General features: G+C 32.4%; 17 protein-coding genes. 11 read left to right on the top strand and 6 right to left on the bottom strand.

All coding sequences use genetic code 11. The features are described 5' to 3' along the window. Nucleotides 1-18: 18 nt before the first annotated feature. Together F6464_RS05060 and F6464_RS05055 are read left to right on the top strand one after the other, a co-directional pair. Entirely contained in the window at nucleotides 19-3069 is a 3051-nt protein-coding gene (locus F6464_RS05060; RefSeq protein ID WP_151106719.1) for a leucine--tRNA ligase, read from the top strand. Between the two features lie 223 nt (nucleotides 3070-3292). Further along, complete coding sequence (locus F6464_RS05055) at nucleotides 3293-3964, top strand: zinc metallopeptidase (protein WP_151106718.1); 672 nt, start codon at nucleotides 3293-3295, stop codon at nucleotides 3962-3964. Between the two features lie 67 nt (nucleotides 3965-4031). Here the strand turns inward: F6464_RS05055 and F6464_RS05050 are convergent, their stop codons facing one another. Beyond that, the gene (locus F6464_RS05050) at nucleotides 4032-5402 is read right to left on the bottom strand and encodes a saccharopine dehydrogenase family protein (RefSeq protein WP_151106717.1); all 1371 of its coding nucleotides are present in this window, start codon (nucleotides 5400-5402) and stop codon (nucleotides 4032-4034) included. A 220-nt stretch (nucleotides 5403-5622) separates the two neighbouring features. Between F6464_RS05050 and F6464_RS05045 the strand changes: the two genes are divergently transcribed. Further along, nucleotides 5623-7239: a T9SS type A sorting domain-containing protein gene (locus F6464_RS05045; RefSeq protein WP_151106716.1), complete on the top strand. Its 1617-nt coding sequence runs from the start codon at nucleotides 5623-5625 to the stop codon at nucleotides 7237-7239. An 83-nt stretch (nucleotides 7240-7322) separates the two neighbouring features. Here F6464_RS05045 and F6464_RS05040 read toward each other — a convergent pair whose 3' ends face one another. Both F6464_RS05040 and F6464_RS05035 read right to left on the bottom strand, forming a co-directional pair. Beyond that, a complete protein-coding gene (locus F6464_RS05040; protein WP_151106715.1) occupies nucleotides 7323-7637 on the bottom strand; it encodes a hypothetical protein in 315 nt (104 codons plus the stop codon). A gap of 4 nt (nucleotides 7638-7641) precedes the next feature. Then, nucleotides 7642-8409: a DUF3108 domain-containing protein gene (locus tag F6464_RS05035; protein WP_151106714.1), complete on the bottom strand. Its 768-nt coding sequence runs from the start codon at nucleotides 8407-8409 to the stop codon at nucleotides 7642-7644. A gap of 133 nt (nucleotides 8410-8542) precedes the next feature. On the opposite strand from F6464_RS05035, the gene F6464_RS05030 reads away from it, so the two are divergent. Beyond that, a complete protein-coding gene (locus F6464_RS05030) occupies nucleotides 8543-8929 on the top strand; it encodes a DUF423 domain-containing protein (RefSeq protein WP_151106713.1) in 387 nt (128 codons plus the stop codon). A gap of 331 nt (nucleotides 8930-9260) precedes the next feature. Next, nucleotides 9261-9557: an isoamylase early set domain-containing protein gene (locus tag F6464_RS05025; protein WP_151106712.1), complete on the top strand. Its 297-nt coding sequence runs from the start codon at nucleotides 9261-9263 to the stop codon at nucleotides 9555-9557. Between the two features lie 53 nt (nucleotides 9558-9610). Here the strand turns inward: F6464_RS05025 and pepE are convergent, their stop codons facing one another. Next, on the bottom strand, nucleotides 9611-10327 hold the full coding sequence (pepE, locus tag F6464_RS05020) for a dipeptidase PepE (protein ID WP_151106711.1): 717 nt from the start codon (nucleotides 10325-10327) through the stop codon (nucleotides 9611-9613). 292 nt (nucleotides 10328-10619) lie between these two features. Here pepE and F6464_RS05015 point away from each other — a divergent pair, with 292 nt between their 5' ends. The 4 genes from F6464_RS05015 (at nucleotide 10620) to F6464_RS05000 (ending at nucleotide 13040) form a co-directional block, all read left to right on the top strand. Beyond that, nucleotides 10620-11366 carry a peptidase associated/transthyretin-like domain-containing protein gene (locus tag F6464_RS05015; RefSeq protein ID WP_151106710.1) on the top strand — a complete coding sequence of 249 codons (747 nt, stop codon included), beginning with the start codon at nucleotides 10620-10622 and terminating at the stop codon, nucleotides 11364-11366. Continuing rightward, nucleotides 11356-12090 (top strand): carboxypeptidase-like regulatory domain-containing protein, encoded by a 735-nt coding sequence (locus F6464_RS05010; protein WP_151106709.1) that lies wholly within the window; start codon nucleotides 11356-11358, stop codon nucleotides 12088-12090. The genes F6464_RS05015 and F6464_RS05010 overlap by 11 nt, the downstream gene beginning before the upstream one ends. Before the next feature lie 75 nt (nucleotides 12091-12165). Beyond that, on the top strand, nucleotides 12166-12477 hold the full coding sequence (locus tag F6464_RS05005; protein WP_151106708.1) for a Sec-independent protein translocase subunit TatA/TatB: 312 nt from the start codon (nucleotides 12166-12168) through the stop codon (nucleotides 12475-12477). Further along, complete coding sequence (locus F6464_RS05000; RefSeq protein ID WP_151106707.1) at nucleotides 12477-13040, top strand: phosphatase PAP2 family protein; 564 nt, start codon at nucleotides 12477-12479, stop codon at nucleotides 13038-13040. The genes F6464_RS05005 and F6464_RS05000 overlap by 1 nt, the downstream gene beginning before the upstream one ends. On the opposite strand, the gene F6464_RS04995 is transcribed toward F6464_RS05000, so the two are convergent. After that, entirely contained in the window at nucleotides 13027-13668 is a 642-nt protein-coding gene (locus tag F6464_RS04995) for an O-methyltransferase (protein ID WP_151106706.1), read from the bottom strand. The two genes, F6464_RS05000 and F6464_RS04995, sit on opposite strands and share 14 nt — an antisense overlap. A 108-nt stretch (nucleotides 13669-13776) precedes the next feature. Between F6464_RS04995 and rlmN the strand changes: the two genes are divergently transcribed. Beyond that, the gene (gene rlmN, locus F6464_RS04990) at nucleotides 13777-14820 is read left to right on the top strand and encodes a 23S rRNA (adenine(2503)-C(2))-methyltransferase RlmN (RefSeq protein WP_151106705.1); all 1044 of its coding nucleotides are present in this window, start codon (nucleotides 13777-13779) and stop codon (nucleotides 14818-14820) included. A 38-nt stretch (nucleotides 14821-14858) separates the two neighbouring features. Here the strand turns inward: rlmN and F6464_RS04985 are convergent, their stop codons facing one another. Continuing rightward, a complete protein-coding gene (locus F6464_RS04985; protein ID WP_151106704.1) occupies nucleotides 14859-15677 on the bottom strand; it encodes a hypothetical protein in 819 nt (272 codons plus the stop codon). Nucleotides 15678-15797: 120 nt separating this feature from the next. On the opposite strand from F6464_RS04985, the gene F6464_RS04980 reads away from it, so the two are divergent. After that, nucleotides 15798-16775, top strand: coding sequence for a polyprenyl synthetase family protein (locus F6464_RS04980; RefSeq protein WP_151106703.1), 978 nt, complete (start codon nucleotides 15798-15800; stop codon nucleotides 16773-16775). Nucleotides 16776-16841 lie beyond the last annotated feature (66 nt).

The following is a 16841-nucleotide window of genomic DNA, read 5'->3' as shown; positions in this document are numbered from 1 at the left end:
CTAACTTTGAATCTTTTTATGAAATACAATCCCAACGAAATAGAAGCTAAATGGCAAAAATTCTGGTCAGAAAACCAAACATTTGCAGCATCAAACCATTCCGACAAACCTAAATTTTATGTTTTAGATATGTTTCCTTATCCATCAGGAGCAGGATTACATGTGGGGCATCCGTTAGGATACATCGCATCTGATGTGTATGCGCGATACAAGAGACATCGCGGATTCAATGTTCTGCACCCAATGGGTTATGATAGCTTTGGGTTGCCAGCTGAGCAATATGCTATTCAAACGGGGCAACGCCCAGAAGACACAACTTCAGTAAATATTGATGGTGGAGTAGATAAAGAAGGAAAACAAATAGCAGGCTATAGAAAGCAATTGGATAAAATTGGTTTTTCGTTCGATTGGAGTCGTGAAGTCCGTACTTCAAATCCAGATTATTACAAGCACACCCAATGGATTTTTATTCAATTATTCAATTCTTGGTACAATAAAAATACTGACAAAGCCGAAGATATTGCAACGCTAATTGCTGTTTTCGAAAGCGAAGGAAATGCTAATGTAAATGCGGTTTGCGATGATAACATTCCAACTTTTTCGTTAAGCGAATGGAACGCATTTTCATCAGAAGAACGACAAAAAATACTATTACAATATCGATTAACTTATCTGGCGGAAACTGAAGTAAACTGGTGTCCAGGCTTGGGAACTGTTTTAGCCAATGACGAAATTGTAAATGGCGTTTCAGAACGCGGAGGTTTCCTAGTTGTTCGCAAGAAAATGACCCAATGGAGTATGCGAATTTCAGCCTATGCGGAACGTTTGTTGCAAGGTTTAGAAAGCATTGATTGGAGCGAAAGCATTAAGGAAAGCCAAAGAAATTGGATTGGAAAATCGGTTGGAGCGATGGTTTCTTTTAAATTAAAAAATCACGAAGCAAATATCGAAGTATTCACAACACGGCCTGACACTATTTTTGGAGTAACCTTTATGACATTGGCTCCAGAACACGAATTGGTGGCTCAAATCACCACTCCAGAACAAAAAGCAGCTGTTGAAGCCTATATCGAAAAATCCGCAAAACGTTCTGAAAGAGAGCGCATGGCAGATGTAAAAACCATTTCAGGTGTTTTTACGGGAGCCTATGCAGAGCATCCGTTTACCAAAGAACCAATTCCAGTTTGGATTGGAGACTATGTTTTGGCAGGATACGGAACTGGCGCTGTTATGGCGGTTCCCTGTGGTGATGAACGAGATTATGCTTTTGCGAATTTCTTCAAGGGGCAAGAGGGAATGCAAGAGATCAAGAATATTTTTGCCAATGCCGATATTTCAAAAGAAGCATTCAGTTCTAAAGACAACGTTGTTATTGCCAATTCTGATTTCTTGAATGGATTGAATTATAAAGAAGCAACTAAGAAAGTTATCTCAGAATTAGAAAAAATAGGTCAAGGAAAAGGCAAAATCAATTACCGTTTGCGTGACGCCGTTTTCTCTCGCCAAAGATATTGGGGCGAACCATTTCCAGTGTATTATGTGAATGGCTTACCGCAAATGATTGATGCAAAACATTTACCAATCGTGTTGCCAGAAGTAGAAAAATACTTACCAACCGAAGACGGATTACCGCCATTAGGAAATGCTACCGTTTGGGCTTGGGACAGTCTAAACTGTAAAGTAGTTGAAACGAATTTGGTCGACAATAAAACCATTTTTCCATTAGAATTGAACACCATGCCGGGTTGGGCGGGAAGTTCTTGGTATTGGATGCGGTATATGGATGCACATAACGACGGAGAATTTGCCAGTAAAGAAGCTTTAAACTATTGGGAAAGCGTGGATTTATATATTGGCGGAAGCGAACACGCCACTGGACATTTATTGTACTCCCGTTTTTGGAATAAATTTTTAAAAGACAAAGGTTTTGCACCGACAGAAGAACCTTTCAAGAAGTTGATTAATCAGGGGATGATTTTGGGAGAAAGCGCATTTGTGTTTGTTTTACAAGCAAAAATTGGTGATGAAAATGCCTTTGAACAAGTTTTGATAAACTTTCAAACATATAAAGAATATATGAATGGAGGTTTAATAAACAATTTACCAAAAAAATTATTTGAATTTCTTGATGAAAGATTATCAGTTTTTGAAAGTTTTAATAATCGATTATCAGGATTAGAAAGAAGTTTTGTCTGTTTTAAGTCGTCAATAGATGTTAAATATGTCAATTCAAAGAACGAAATAGATTTAACAGATTTATCTAAAGATGAAAGATATAAAAGGTTGTATAATGCATCTTATTTTGATGGTAATGATGTAATCGAGAATAAAAATATTACTGTTGTTCGCGAGGTCGAAAAAATGTCCAAATCCAAATACAATGTAGTTACTCCAGATGATATTTGTAATGAATACGGAGCCGATACCTTGCGTTTGTACGAAATGTTTTTAGGACCCTTAGAACAAGCAAAACCATGGAATACAGCAGGAATTTCTGGAGTTTTTGGTTTTTTAAAAAAATTATGGCGTTTGTATTTTGAATCCCCCTCTAACTCCCCCGAAGGGGGAGAACAGAACATGTTTTGTGTTACTGATGCCGAACCAACCAAAGACAATTTAAAGTCGTTACATAAAACCATCAAAAAAGTAGCTGAAGATATTGAAGGATTTTCTTTCAACACTTCGGTTTCGCAGTTTATGATTTGTGTGAATGAACTGTCGGCTCAAAATTGTCATTCTCGTGCAATTCTAGAACCGTTAGCCATTTTGATATCGCCTTATGCGCCACACATTGCTGAGGAATTGTGGAGTCAATTAGGACATTCTGGTTCAATTGCTACGGTTGATTTTCCAGCATTAGACGAAAAATATTTAATAGAAAGCAGTAAGGAATATCCAGTTTCTTTCAACGGAAAAATGCGTTTCACCATCGAATTGCCTTTAGATTTAACTCCAGATCAAATTGAGGAAATCATCATGAAAGATGAAAGAACGATAAAACAATTAGCAGGAAATGCACCTAAAAAAGTAATTATTGTTCCTGGGAAAGTGATTAATTTGGTTGGATAAAAAGGTTTGCGACATAGAAATATGGCTTTTTTAAAATTAAAAAAGAGAATCATAAGTATGAAAAAACCATTCATTTTTTCTATTGTTGACTACAATACATACCAAAACATCTTATTATCTATGTTTCTATGGGATTAAAATAATAATGCCAAATTGACATTTTCAAAAATTGGCTTATAATTTGATGATCGTTAAATAATTTTAAATTTTAAAACAAAGAATTATGTATTTGATATTAGCAGGTTTAATCATGTTATTCAGTTGGTTAGTAAGTAGTCGATTGAAAAGTAAATTTGAGTTGTATTCTAAATTGCAATTGCAAAACGGAATGTCAGGGCGTGAAATTGCCGAAAAAATGCTCGCCGATCATGGCATTCGTGATGTAAGAGTCATTTCGGTTGAAGGACAATTGACCGACCATTACAATCCAGCCGACAAAACAGTTAATCTAAGTGAAGGAGTTTACAACCAAAGAAATGCCGCCGCTGCTGCAGTTGCCGCTCACGAATGTGGTCACGCTGTACAGCATGCTACTGCTTATAGTTGGTTAGAAATGCGTTCTAAATTAGTCCCTGTGGTAAGCATAACATCTAATTATGTACAATGGATTTTGATTGCAGGTATTTTAATGTTGAAAACATTTCCGCAATTATTATTGGTTGGAATTGTAATATTTGCAGCTACAACGCTATTTACTGTAATCACTTTACCTGTAGAATATGATGCAAGTAACAGAGCTTTAGCATGGTTAGAAAACAAAAATATGCTCACTCGTGAAGAACATGCTGGAGCTAAAGACGCCTTGAATTGGGCTGCTAGAACCTACGTTGTTGCTGCAATTGGGTCTATTGCCACGTTGTTGTATTATATTTCTATTTTTAATAATAGAAGGTAATATTCTTATTATTTTATGAGACAGAAATCCGTTTCAAGAGAAGCGGATTTTTTTTGCGTTAAGTTAATTACCCTCTAACTTTATCAGGATTGTAGCCCAAATAGGGCATTTCCTTTTCGTTGAAAATTACTCCATACTCTTCAAGTTCTTTCAAAATGGGCAGATATACTTCTTTATTTATGGGCAATTGCACGCCTGGAGTTGTAATATTCCCATTTAGGATTTGTAAAGTTGCCATAGCTACCGGTAATCCTACCGTTTTTGCCATTGCGGTATAGGTTTGATCTTCGCCAATGCAAACCATTTTAGAATCTATTTGTTTTTGAACACCGTTTATTTCGAAACCAAACTTGTGGTACATCACAATCATGTCTTTGTCATTGGGTTGCAAGGTCCAACTATCGGTAAGTATTTTTTCTAGAATTTGTGCAGGAGTAGCATTTTTCAATCCCACAATTTTCTTAGAATTCAAAATATCTAATTCTAATAATTTGTCCCACATGATATCGTCTTGTTCGATGCCTAAACTCAATCGCAATTTAATTTCAACTGAATCGGTGGGGTGATAGGGCAAGAACAAGTTGGTGAATTCTCGGTAACTGATGGTTTCAGAATTATCGATGACATAAGTATCATCGGTCATGCCGAGTTGCACAAACATATTCCATGCTTTAGAAAATCCCACACGACGAATGGTGCCACGATATAAAGTCAAAGCGTCGTCTAGACCATAAACGCTTCGGTATTTGAGTGAATCTCTGTTGGCGTATCCTTCAAATCTTCCGTATCCTTCCACTTCCATAAACTCGGTTCTACGGAATAACTTGTGATAAGGAATGTATTTATAGGTTCCTTCCTGAATGAACTTAGCTGCGCCACCTTGCCCTGCTAAAACCACATTTCTAGGAGCCCAAGTAAATTTATAATTCCATAAATTTGTATCTGATTCTGGCGCAACCAATCCGCCACAAAAAGATTCAAACAGAATTACTTTTCCGTCTTTTTCTCTAATTTCATCAATGACTTTCATGGCACTCATGTGGTCAATTCCAGGGTCAAGACCAATTTCGTTCATGAAAATAAGATTGTTCTCTTTTGCTGCAGCATCTAATTCTTGCATGGCATCGCTCACGTATGAGGCGGTAACCATGTGTTTTTTATAAACTATACAATCTCTAGCAATTTCAATGTGTAAATGCGCTGGCAACATCGAAATAACGATATCGGCTTTCTGAATTTCGATTTTTCTCTGATTTTCATCAAAAATATCTAAAGCAATTGCTGTTGCATTTTTATGATTGTTGGTTTTTCTTTGGGCTAACTCGATAGATAAATCGGCAATAGTAAGATGCAAATTTTCCTGATCGGATTTTTTTAATAGGTATTGTATTAAAGAAGATGCTGAACGACCAGCTCCAATAATTAGAATATTTCTCATTGTTTTTGTGAATAGTGATACAAATATATTAAATTGTAAATGCTTGTAAGATATAATGTATAATTTTGATTGATTTTTTGAGGATAGTTTCTAAAAGTTTTTGTAATCATTTAAAGTTTTAATATTAATACAACGATGAATTTGAAGTAAGAAAAATTTAATTAATTTGTTTGTATACAAACAATTAACTAGCTTCGCTTCTTTGTTTTAATAAAATATCATGTATAGAATTTACTTAATCTTTAGTCTCGTTTTTTGTATTACTACAGCTTTTTCTCAAGCAATAAGTCTCGACACAAGTTTTGGAAATAATGGCACCCAAGTTGCTGTTTTTCCCAAAAATTCTCCAACTTCTCTCGCTACCTCACGTGCCAATGCAATTGCTTTGCAAAGCGATGGTAAAATTGTTTTAGCAGGAACTAAAACCCCTATTGGAACTGGAACTGAATTTGGTTTGACCAGAATGAATGCTGATGGGAGTCTAGACATCACTTTTGGAACCAATGGTGTTACTAACACAGATTTTGTTAATCCTCCCTATAATTTAAGCAGCACTTATGATGCGATATTGGCTATTGCTATTCAAACAGATGACAAAATTGTCGCCGTTGGAAATACTTCAAATTTTAACTTGTATAATTTTTTGGATGTTGCCATGGCGCGATACAATAAAGATGGAACTTTAGATACGAGTTTTGGAGTTGGGGGAAAAGTTTTTACCGATTTTGATGGTTTTTCAGATAGCGCAACCGATGTTAAAATTCAAAATGACGGCAAAATTGTACTATGTGGGAAAACTAATTTTACAGATGGTTCTACCTATCCGCCAGAATATTCCTCACAGCATGGGAATTTTATTTTGGCTAGATATAATACAAATGGCACATTAGATACTACTTTTGGCAGTAATGGAAAAGTGGTATTATCTTTTGGAGATAATAATAATGGTGATTTTGGGAATTCTTTATTGTTAACGGATGATCAAGAAATAATTGTTTCAGGAATATCAAACCAAATGGTAGCAGTTGCTAAATTTGATTCAAAAGGAAATTTAGACCCTTCTTTTGGTGTAAACGGAACCGTAAAAACTGATATTGGACTCTCTGGTTCTAGTTTAATAGACGTTACAAGTATGAAATTTCAAAAAGGCGGCAAGTTTATTGTTGCTGGTGAAAAATACACTTCCTTTAATGAAGGAAAGGCCTTTATGATGCTTCGGTATAATGCGAATGGGGATTTAGACACAACCTTTGGAAATCAAGGAAAAGTATTTACAGAGTTTACTTATAGTAATGATACTGCTTATCAAATTTTATTTCAGCCCGATAGTAAAATAATTCTAGTAGGAAGAGCTTTTGGAGCTAGTTTGGCGATGACTCGTTACAGTGAGGATGGTGTTTTAGATTTAACTTTTGCTACTAGCGGTAAATATTATTATAAAAATACCGACCCCAACCCTGTTGTGACTGCTTATGATGCCATATATCTTCCCACAAATCAAATATTAGTAGCTGGGAGTACGTCGTCTAATATAGGCGTTTCAAGGTTTAATTTATCAGATGTATTAGGTCTTCCCAAAACAAATAGAAAAACAACGAACATATTTACATATCCAAATCCCACAAAAGATTTTGTAAATATCAAATTGAATTCTGAATTCATTTCAATTGTTGATTATTCTATTTATGATGTTCAAGGCAAATGCTTGAAAAAAGAATTAATAAAACCATCAACGTTTATTTCAAAGATTGATGTGTCAACTTTTAAAAAAGGAAATTATATTTTAAAAATTAATACGCTAACCGAGATTTTTGTTGTGAAAATTATCAAGGAATAAGAGTCATGATAGAATATAAACAGCAGTGAAAATTAATAAAAAAGCCCACATGAAGTGAGCTTTCTATTTTAGGTAAAGGGAGATTATTCTAAATCTTCTAAATCCTTTAAATCTTCTTGCTTAGATTCTATCTTTTTTTGTTCAAATTGTTCGTCTTTGGCTACTTCATCCTTTATAAGAGTTACTTTTCCAACTACAACAATTAGTGTAATTCCCATGATAATAAGAATCCATTTAGGCAAACTTTTTTGATTAATATCGGATTGTATAAATGCTATAAAAGCAAAAATTAATGCCAATCCTACAGGCAATAGTGCTAAGGTTCCCAAAGGTAATACGGCAAATACAATTCCTAGAATTGCAAATACAATGGCTAAAACAATAAATAATTTTCTCATAATTTTATAATCCAGAAGCGTTAGTTAATGTAAGTTGTCCTGTTCCCACAGGAATACTAAATTTGATTAAAGCAGGTATTTTTGCCGAATCGGCAGTAAGCCAAATGATATTTTTGTCAGTTCCTCTAAGGGCTTGGGTTTTTGCTCCAATAGAAATTTTATAACATGTTTTTGTTCCTAAGTTTCCAGCTGAAACAGATTCTTTACCCATAAATTTTACCGAAACTGCCATTTCTTTTTGGTCAAAAACTACTATAAAAGATTTTATTTGTCCGGGTTTAAATGTGCTGAAATCTATTGTTCTTACTTTGTATAATAAAGAAACTACATCTTGAGTTGCTCCACCGATTTGGAAGGTTTTTTTAGTTTCAGGAGTATTTTTTTTATTAACGGTACTTTCTATAGTTTTTCCGTCATTTTTGAAAATGTATTTTTCTCTCTTAGTGTATTTGCCCTCAAAAATATCTCTTTTATATAAACTAGGTTTTAGCGTAATAGGATCTACATAAGATTCATATAAATCTCTAATCTTAAAAAAAGTATCCCATTTACTAAAAGTTGTGGCTTGACAACTTAAATGAAGTAAGGTTTTTTTGGAAGTCTTTACCGTTTCGGTTTCCATAGTTACCTGGGCGAGTTGTGTCATCAGACCGCTCATGTTATAGGAAGCCGCATAAATAAATTTCTCTCCTGATTTTACAGTTTTGTTTACTTGTCCAAAAAGCGAGTTAATCGTTAGAATAACAGTAAGAATTAAAAGTATTTTTCTCATTAGGGTTCTCTATTTTTATGAATTACAAATATAATATTTTTTATTAGTAACAAAAGGAATTAATAAATCATAAATAGCTTTCTATTTTCATGTATAACCAATAATTTTACTTTTTATAAAAAAATAAAATATAATGGAAAGAAAAATGGTATTAACAGCGTTACTATTTGGAGTAATTGCTATTGTTCTAGGCGCTTTTGGAGCACATGCATTGAAAAAAGTTTTATCAACAGAACAATTGATTGCCTTTGAAACTGGAGTGAAATATCAAATGTATCATACTTTATTTTTATTGTTTGTTGGCACAACAACTTTGGTAACCGAAAAGGCTAAAAGAACAATTTTATACTTAGTGGTGTTAGGAGTTCTCTTTTTTTCGGGTTCCATTTATCTTTTAGCAACAAATGACTTAACTAGTATTGATTTTAGAGCAATAGGTTTTATTACTCCTATTGGAGGATTATTCCTTATTGGGGCTTGGCTTTTTACTTTTATCGCAGTTATAAATAATAAAAGATGAAGATGTTACAAAAGTTGATTATTCTTTAATTTATAAAAATTAATAAACAAAACGGATGTTTATTTTTAAAATCGAAAAGAATTCTGTTTAAATTGATGTTTTTAATACCAGAATTATTGGATTTTTCTTAAAAAGTAATAGTATTAGAATGAAGAATATGTAATAGAAAAACGTTTGCACTTTAAGTATATAGAAATTTAAAATGTTAAAAGTTATGAATATGGTTATTTTTTTTGATACTTCTTGTCATTATCCTAATTCGTAACAAGAGTTATGGATAGTTCAAATGAATTTACTTTCTTTGTCCCATAATTCTAAAAATGAAACAGTTATGTCTATTAAGAAACAATTTATAAAATCGAAACCAGTTTGCAAAGTAACTTTTAGTGTTGATGCAAAAGATGCAACTAATGCATCAGTAGTAGGTGATTTCAACAACTGGAGTGTAGAAGAAGGACAACTTAGCAAATTAAAAAACGGAACTTTTAAAGGAGTTTTCGAATTAAATACAGACGCTATCTATGAATTTAAGTATGTTGTTGATGGTGTTTATGTTAACGATTCTGAAGCGGATTATTTCATCTGGAATGAATTTGCAGGTGCTGAAAATGGCGTATTAGAATTGTAAATTTAAATCTACAAAATATAAAATCGCTCATTGAGCGATTTTTTTTTAATTTTTCAGTTTAAAAAATCTATTTGACTCAGATTTGTTTCGCTTACTAATTCTTGAGGAGTCTGATCTTTTCTAAAGAGTCGAGCAGAACGGGATCCTTTAAGAATAATATTATCTCCATTTATCTCTAACCAACTTCCTTCCCGTAAACCTAAAACGGGAATAGAATTAAATTGATGGAATTCAGAAATACGAGTTTCACGTGTTTCTCCCATATATTTTGATTGCAAAAGAGCATCTATGTAATGTGGATTCAAATTAAAAGGAATTAATCCTAGTGTTTTGAAACTTGGCGGATAAACAATAGGCATATCATTTGTTGTTTGCATGGTTAAGCCGCAAATATTACTTCCAGCACTTGTGCCTAAATAAGGAGTTCCTTTTTTTAGAGTTGTCGCTAAAACGGTCATTATTTCTTTTTTATACAATTCATAAACCAATAGAAACGTGTTTCCACCTCCTGTAAAAATCCCTTCTGCTTTTTCAATAGCTTCTGCCGGGTTTTCAAATTCATGAATGCCTCGAACCGTAATATTTATTTTAGAAAATGCTAAATGTACTCTGTTGGTATATTCTTCATGCGAAATGCCGCCTGGTCTAGCATAGGGAATAAACAGAACAGTTTTACAATCTTTGAAATGATTTTCTAAATGCGGTAAAAGATATTCTAAATAATCTTCACCCCATAACGTTGAAGTACTAGCAATAATAAGGTTTATCATTTTTTGAAATGGTGCTATTTTAGTATAAAGATAAAAAATATAGGAAACCTATAAGCAAAATATTTTTTTAAATTAACTTAAAATTAGTAAGCTATTAGCAATTTATTGTGAGGCTATTAAAATACATTTACAAAACAAATAAAGGCTTAGCTTATAGTAGAATATATAACATAATTTAAAGATTGTGTCCCAGAAATCACTAGCTTTGTTAGTACATTGAATGCTAAAAATAAAATAATAGTGTCTTTCTTAATACGAGAAGTAGCTTTGAGATGTCTAAATAGTGTTGAAGATGAAAAGTAAAATAGGAATACTAGCATTTTTTTTATTTGGTCAAATTTGTTTAGGTCAAATTGGGACAAGGAAGTTAATTCATGGTCAGGTTGTTAATGATTCTATCAATGTAGAGAATGTTGTTGTTTTTAATGCGAATTCAAAGACAGGCACTGTTACAAGCAATCAAGGGTATTTCTCAATATATGTAATGCAAAGTGATACTTTAGTTTTTTCGGGCTTGCAATTTAAATCCAAAAAAATAATCTATTCTGAAATTAAAGGATCTGAAATTAAAGTAAAATTAGAAGCATTTAGCTATCAATTATCAGAAGTTGTGGTGTTTAAAGAAAAAAAAACAAAACCAATTGCTAGTTCTCAGGCAATTATTGATAAAAAGTATTTTGACGATGAGAAGTCATCTCCCAAAAACAAAGCAATGATTCCAGTAAATGTTCTTGAAAACCCCATGGATTTTGTTCGTATCTATAAAGATGTTTTTAAAATATTGAAGATTAATACGCCTAAAATATTAGATTTTACAACTAAAACAGATTTTACAGAACTTGTCATGAAAAAAATTGATTATTCTTTTTTTAACAACACATTAAAGTTAAAAGATGATGAGATTAAACTTTTTCTTGTTTATTGTGAAAACGACCCAAAATCAAGTGTATTATTAAAATCCAATACAAAATTTGAATTAATGGATTTTTTAATAGAGAAGAATATAGAATTTAAAAAAATCGCCAATTTTGAGAAATAAATCTCTATTATTCATGCTGTTTTTCGTTTTTCAAATTGCCTCGAGCCAATCATTCATAGAAGAAAAAATTACATTTCAAATTCTAGTCGACTCTATTCCCGTAGAGAAAGTTAATGTAGTTAATGAAATAAGTCAAAAAGCCACAGCATCAAATAAGTATGGAATTGTATCTATGAGTGTTTCAGTTGGTGATATTATTCTGTTTTCTGCAGTAAACCTTGAGCCCAAAAAATTAAAAATAAGTCTAGATGATTTAAAATCAGGTGAAATTATTGTAAAAATGAAAACTAAAAACAATCAATTAAAAGAGGTAGTTGTCAATCAAAACGAAGCTATTAATGCAGTTTCTGCTGGAGTTTTGCAAAAGCCGGCTAAAAAATATACTCATGCAGAACGGAAATTATATGAAGCAACATCAGGAGGAGGACTAGTACCCCTTAACCCTCTAATTAACTGGTTTACTGGCCGAACAAAAATGTTGAAAAAAGAAATTATTGTCGAAAAGCATGAAAAATTGCTAGTAAGATTAGATGGCTATTATAAAGACGACTATTATACAGAGGTTTTAAAAATTCCTACAGCATATATCAAAGGATTTCAATATTATTTGATAGAAGATGCTGATTTTTCGCGAGCATTAGAATCTAAAAATAAAGCAATGACATTGTTTTTAATAAAAGGATTAGCAACAAATTATTGTCAACTTATTTTTAAAAAAGAATAACATTTTTAATTTATTACACAAAATAATAGATGCCGAAGTTTTTGTATTTTTGCATTGAAATAAACAACAATTATTATGTTTGGTATAGGAGGCGGAGAAATATTTTTTATACTGCTTGTAGTTTTAATGCTTTTCGGATCAGATAAAGTTCCAGAAATGGCTAGGACTTTTGGTAAATTAATGGCGCAATTAAAAAACGCAACTAATGATATTAAAAGTGAAATTCAAAAAGGAGTAGATGGTACAGGTTATGATACGACCATAACTGACATATCTTCAGAAATAAATAAAGCAAAAGAAAACTTAATAGGAAATGCTAACTCTACTGTAACCAAAATAAAGGAAGATATTGAAGAAGTTACTGGACCAATAAAAAGACAACTGTAATGCTTGAAAAAATCATCAATTTTGATAAAGTTGTTTTTGTTTATCTAAACGGATTAGGCTCAGAGACTTTTGATGGATTGTGGCTATTAATAACGAAACAAATCAATTGGACTCCTTTATTTCTATTGGTTTTTTATCTTTTACAAAAGAAAATTGGCTGGAAAAATTTTCTATATTACATTTTATTTATAAGTGTTTTAATAGTTATTTGCGATCAAACCGCTAATCTTTTTAAAGAAATTTTTCAACGCTTAAGGCCTTGTAATGATCCTGAAATTAAAGATGTTATTCGAATAGTAAAATCGAGTGATACAAAAAGTTTCTTTTCAGGTCACGCAACAAGTTCAATGGCTACTGCGGTTTTTACGTATTTAATAATGCGCAAACACTATAAACATATTTATTTGTTGTTTATATTTCCATTGATTTTTGCCTACAGCCGAATTTACCTTGGATTGCATTATCCTATAGATATTCTAACAGGTTATGTTGTTGGGGCTACTTTTGGTGTTGTCTTTTATAAATTGTATACGAAATATGTTTTTAAAACTAAAGTACTCTAGTGACCGTGAGTCCATCTCTAATGGGTAATAAAACCGTTTCTACTCGAGTGTCATTATTTAATAATTCATTGTATTCCAATAAAACTTTAGTGCTACTGTCATTGGGTTGCAATGGCTCTAAAACCTTGCCACTCCACAATACATTATCCGATAAAATGACGCCGCCCTTATTCATTTTAGGAACTACCAATTCAAAATAGTTAAGGTAATTTTCTTTATCGGCATCAATAAAAACCAAATCAAATTTTATAGATAAAGTCGGAATAATGTCTATTGCCTCGCCTAAATGTTGCACTATTTGTTTGCCCCAAGGCGATTTGTCAAAATGCTTTCTTTGAAAATCGATTAACTCCTCTTTGATGTCTATGGTATGAAGTATTCCGTTTTCTTGCATGCCTTCGCACAAGCATAATGCAGAGTAACCCGTGTAAGTCCCAATTTCGAGAATATTTATAGGGCTAATTAATTTTGACAACATACTCAAAACCCTGCCTTGAAAATGCCCGCTTAACATTCTAGGCAATAAAATTTTTTGGTAGGTTTCTTTGTTTAAAGCAGCTAATAATTTGGGTTCAACTTGAGAATGTTGCTCAATATAATCTTCTAGTTCTTGAGATATGAAGTGCATTTAATTATTTTTTCAATTTGTGTCAAAGTTATCAAATAATCAAATCAACACACGAGCATTTATGCAAATTCATGAAATTAATCAACAAATTGTCATTAAATTTGCGCCATGCAAATCGACAAAAAGGACATACGATCATTATCTAAAGAACAATTACGAGATTTTTTTGTTTCAAATAGCGATAAATCTTTTCGTGGGAATCAAGTTTACGAATGGTTGTGGAGCAAAGGAGCGCACCATTTTGATGATATGACCAATCTATCTAAAGAAACTCGAGCCATGCTTTCTGATAATTTTGTAATCAATCACATCAAAGTCGATACTATGCAACGCAGTGAGGATGGGACTGTAAAAAATGCAGTTCGTTTGCATGATGGACTAGTTGTAGAAAGCGTGTTAATACCAACAAATACAAGAACAACCGCTTGTGTTTCTAGTCAAGTGGGTTGTAGTTTGGATTGTAATTTTTGTGCTACAGCAAAACTAAAAAGAATGCGAAATCTAGAGCCTGCCGAAATTTACGATCAAGTACTAGCTATAGATAAAGAAAGCCGTTTGTACTACAATCATCCGCTTTCCAATATTGTTTTTATGGGAATGGGAGAGCCGTTGATGAATTACAACAATGTCATCAAAGCTATTGATATGATAACATCTACTGAAGGTCTAGGCATGTCGCCTAAACGAATTACAGTTTCAACTTCTGGAGTGCCTAAAATGATTAAAAAGCTCGCTGATGATGAAGTAAAATTTAAATTAGCAGTTTCTTTACATTCTGCAATCGATGAAATTCGTTTTAAGATTATGCCTTTTACAGTTAATTTTCCATTAGCAGAATTGCGAGAATCACTAGAATATTGGTACTATAAAACCAAAAGTAAAATCACATACGAATATGTGGTTTGGAAAGACATAAACGACAACAAGGAATCAATAGATGCGCTGGTAAAATTTTGTAAATATGTTCCGTGCAAAGTAAATCTTATAGAATACAATCCTATTGATGACGGAGAATTTCAACAAGCCTCAGAACAATCTATTAATGCCTATATCAAAGCTTTAGAATCTTACGGAATTGTAGCAAAAGTAAGAAGAAGCAGAGGAAAAGACATTGATGCTGCTTGCGGACAATTAGCCAATAAAGAAGCCTAAAAACGCTAAATTTAGAGTCTTTAGGCTTACTAAATAGTTTAATTTCGTAAAGTAAAATTTTGAGTTTCGCCATTAATGGTTAAAGTCGCTTTATTGTCACACTCCCCATTTCCGTAGTCTAAAATCCAAGGAGCACCCGTTCTTACTATTGAAATGGTACCGCTCACAATATTTGGACAACTCCATTTTACTATTAATGGTTTGGTTATAGTTGTAGAATGTAATGTTCCGTTTGGTAAGGTAGTTTTCCAATTGCCAGTTATCGAAAACACATTATCGGTTAAAATTGTAGTTCCATATCCTTCTGTAAATTCTCTAACTCTTTCTCCAACTCGAGTATAAATATTGCCGTTTGGATAAGTTACAGTCATATTTAAATTGATAGTGGCTTGTCGATTTCCGTTTTGTAAAATAGTTTTAACTACAGTTCTCGAACCAGCTACTTGACGATCATTATGATAAAAATTTTCGAAAGTGTAATTGATAGTTCTTGTTAAGGCATCAAAATCATTTATAAAATTGATAATTATTTTTCCTCTAACTAAATTTCCATTATAAAGAGTACAATTTGTTGTCCCAAAATCTACAGTTCTTGTTCTAGAATCTCCATCAACAACAGTATTAACTGTAGCACAATTTGTTAAAAAACTTCCAGAGTTAGAATTTGTTCGTCCTGCAGAAGCCACTACATCATTTGATTGAGATTCTACAATTTGTAAAACATCATCAGAAATAGCGTCAATTTTCGTATCAGATTCGATGTCTGAACCACTTACTACAGAAGTTTTTTCTTCTTTGTCACAGCTTATAATTAATAAAAAACTAATCATAGCCAGCATTACAATTTTTGATTTCATAATTACATTTTTTAAGTTTCCATTAAGACATTCAAATATAGAAAAGGTTTAATTGATAGCCTAAAAAATCTAAATTATAACTTTTGCACTCTTGTACATTATAAGTACCTTTGAAAACTGATGAACATCACTTCACAAATAAAAAAACCCATTCAAGTTGAAATGGAACTTTTCGAGAAAAAGTTCTATGAATCGATGACTTCAAAAGTCGCATTGCTTAACCGTATTACCTATTATATTGTCAATAGAAAAGGCAAACAAATGCGCCCGATGTTTGTTTTCCTTACTGCCAAAATGGTTTCTAACGGAAGTGTAAATGAAAGAACCTATCGTGGTGCTTCGGTAATTGAATTAATTCATACAGCAACTTTAGTTCATGACGATGTAGTAGATGACAGCAATAGGCGAAGAGGTTTTTTTTCCATCAATGCGCTTTGGAAGAATAAAATTGCGGTTCTCGTTGGGGATTATCTTCTTTCAAAAGGATTATTGCTTTCCATTGATAATGGTGATTTTGATTTATTAAGAATTATATCCGTTGCCGTTCGCGAAATGAGTGAAGGCGAGTTGTTACAAATTGAAAAAGCCAGAAGATTAGATATTATAGAAGAGGTTTATTACGAAATTATTCGAAAAAAAACAGCTACACTAATTGCTTCATGCTGTGCACTTGGAGCAAAATCGGTAATTGATGATGAGATTCAGGTAGAGAACATGCGAAAATTTGGCGAACTCATTGGAATGGCATTTCAAATCAAAGATGATTTATTCGATTATTCAGAAGAAGCTATAGGAAAACCAACAGGAATTGACATCAAAGAGCAGAAAATGACATTGCCATTAATTCATGTATTGAATAATTGCAGTCCAAAAGAAAAATCTTGGCTCATTAATTCAATAAAAAACCACAACAAAGACAAAAAACGAGTTGCAGCAGTTATAACTTTTGTAAAAAACAATAATGGATTGCTTTATGCTGAACAAAAAATGGCTCAATTTCAGCAAGAAGCACTTCAACTTTTGCAAGATTATCCTAATTCTGAATTTAAAGATGCCTTAATTTTAATGGTAAATTATGTAATTGAAAGAAAAAAATAAATAAAATTTTATCTTTAAAGTCCTGATTTTATTGGTATTTTAATTATTTTATTTTTTATTCTTTAT

The sequence above is a fragment of the Flavobacterium luteum genome, assembly GCF_008806775.1.
Taxonomy (GTDB): domain Bacteria; phylum Bacteroidota; class Bacteroidia; order Flavobacteriales; family Flavobacteriaceae; genus Flavobacterium; species Flavobacterium luteum.
Note: the sequence above shows the minus strand (reverse complement) of the source record. Positions and strands in the feature narration are given on the sequence as shown.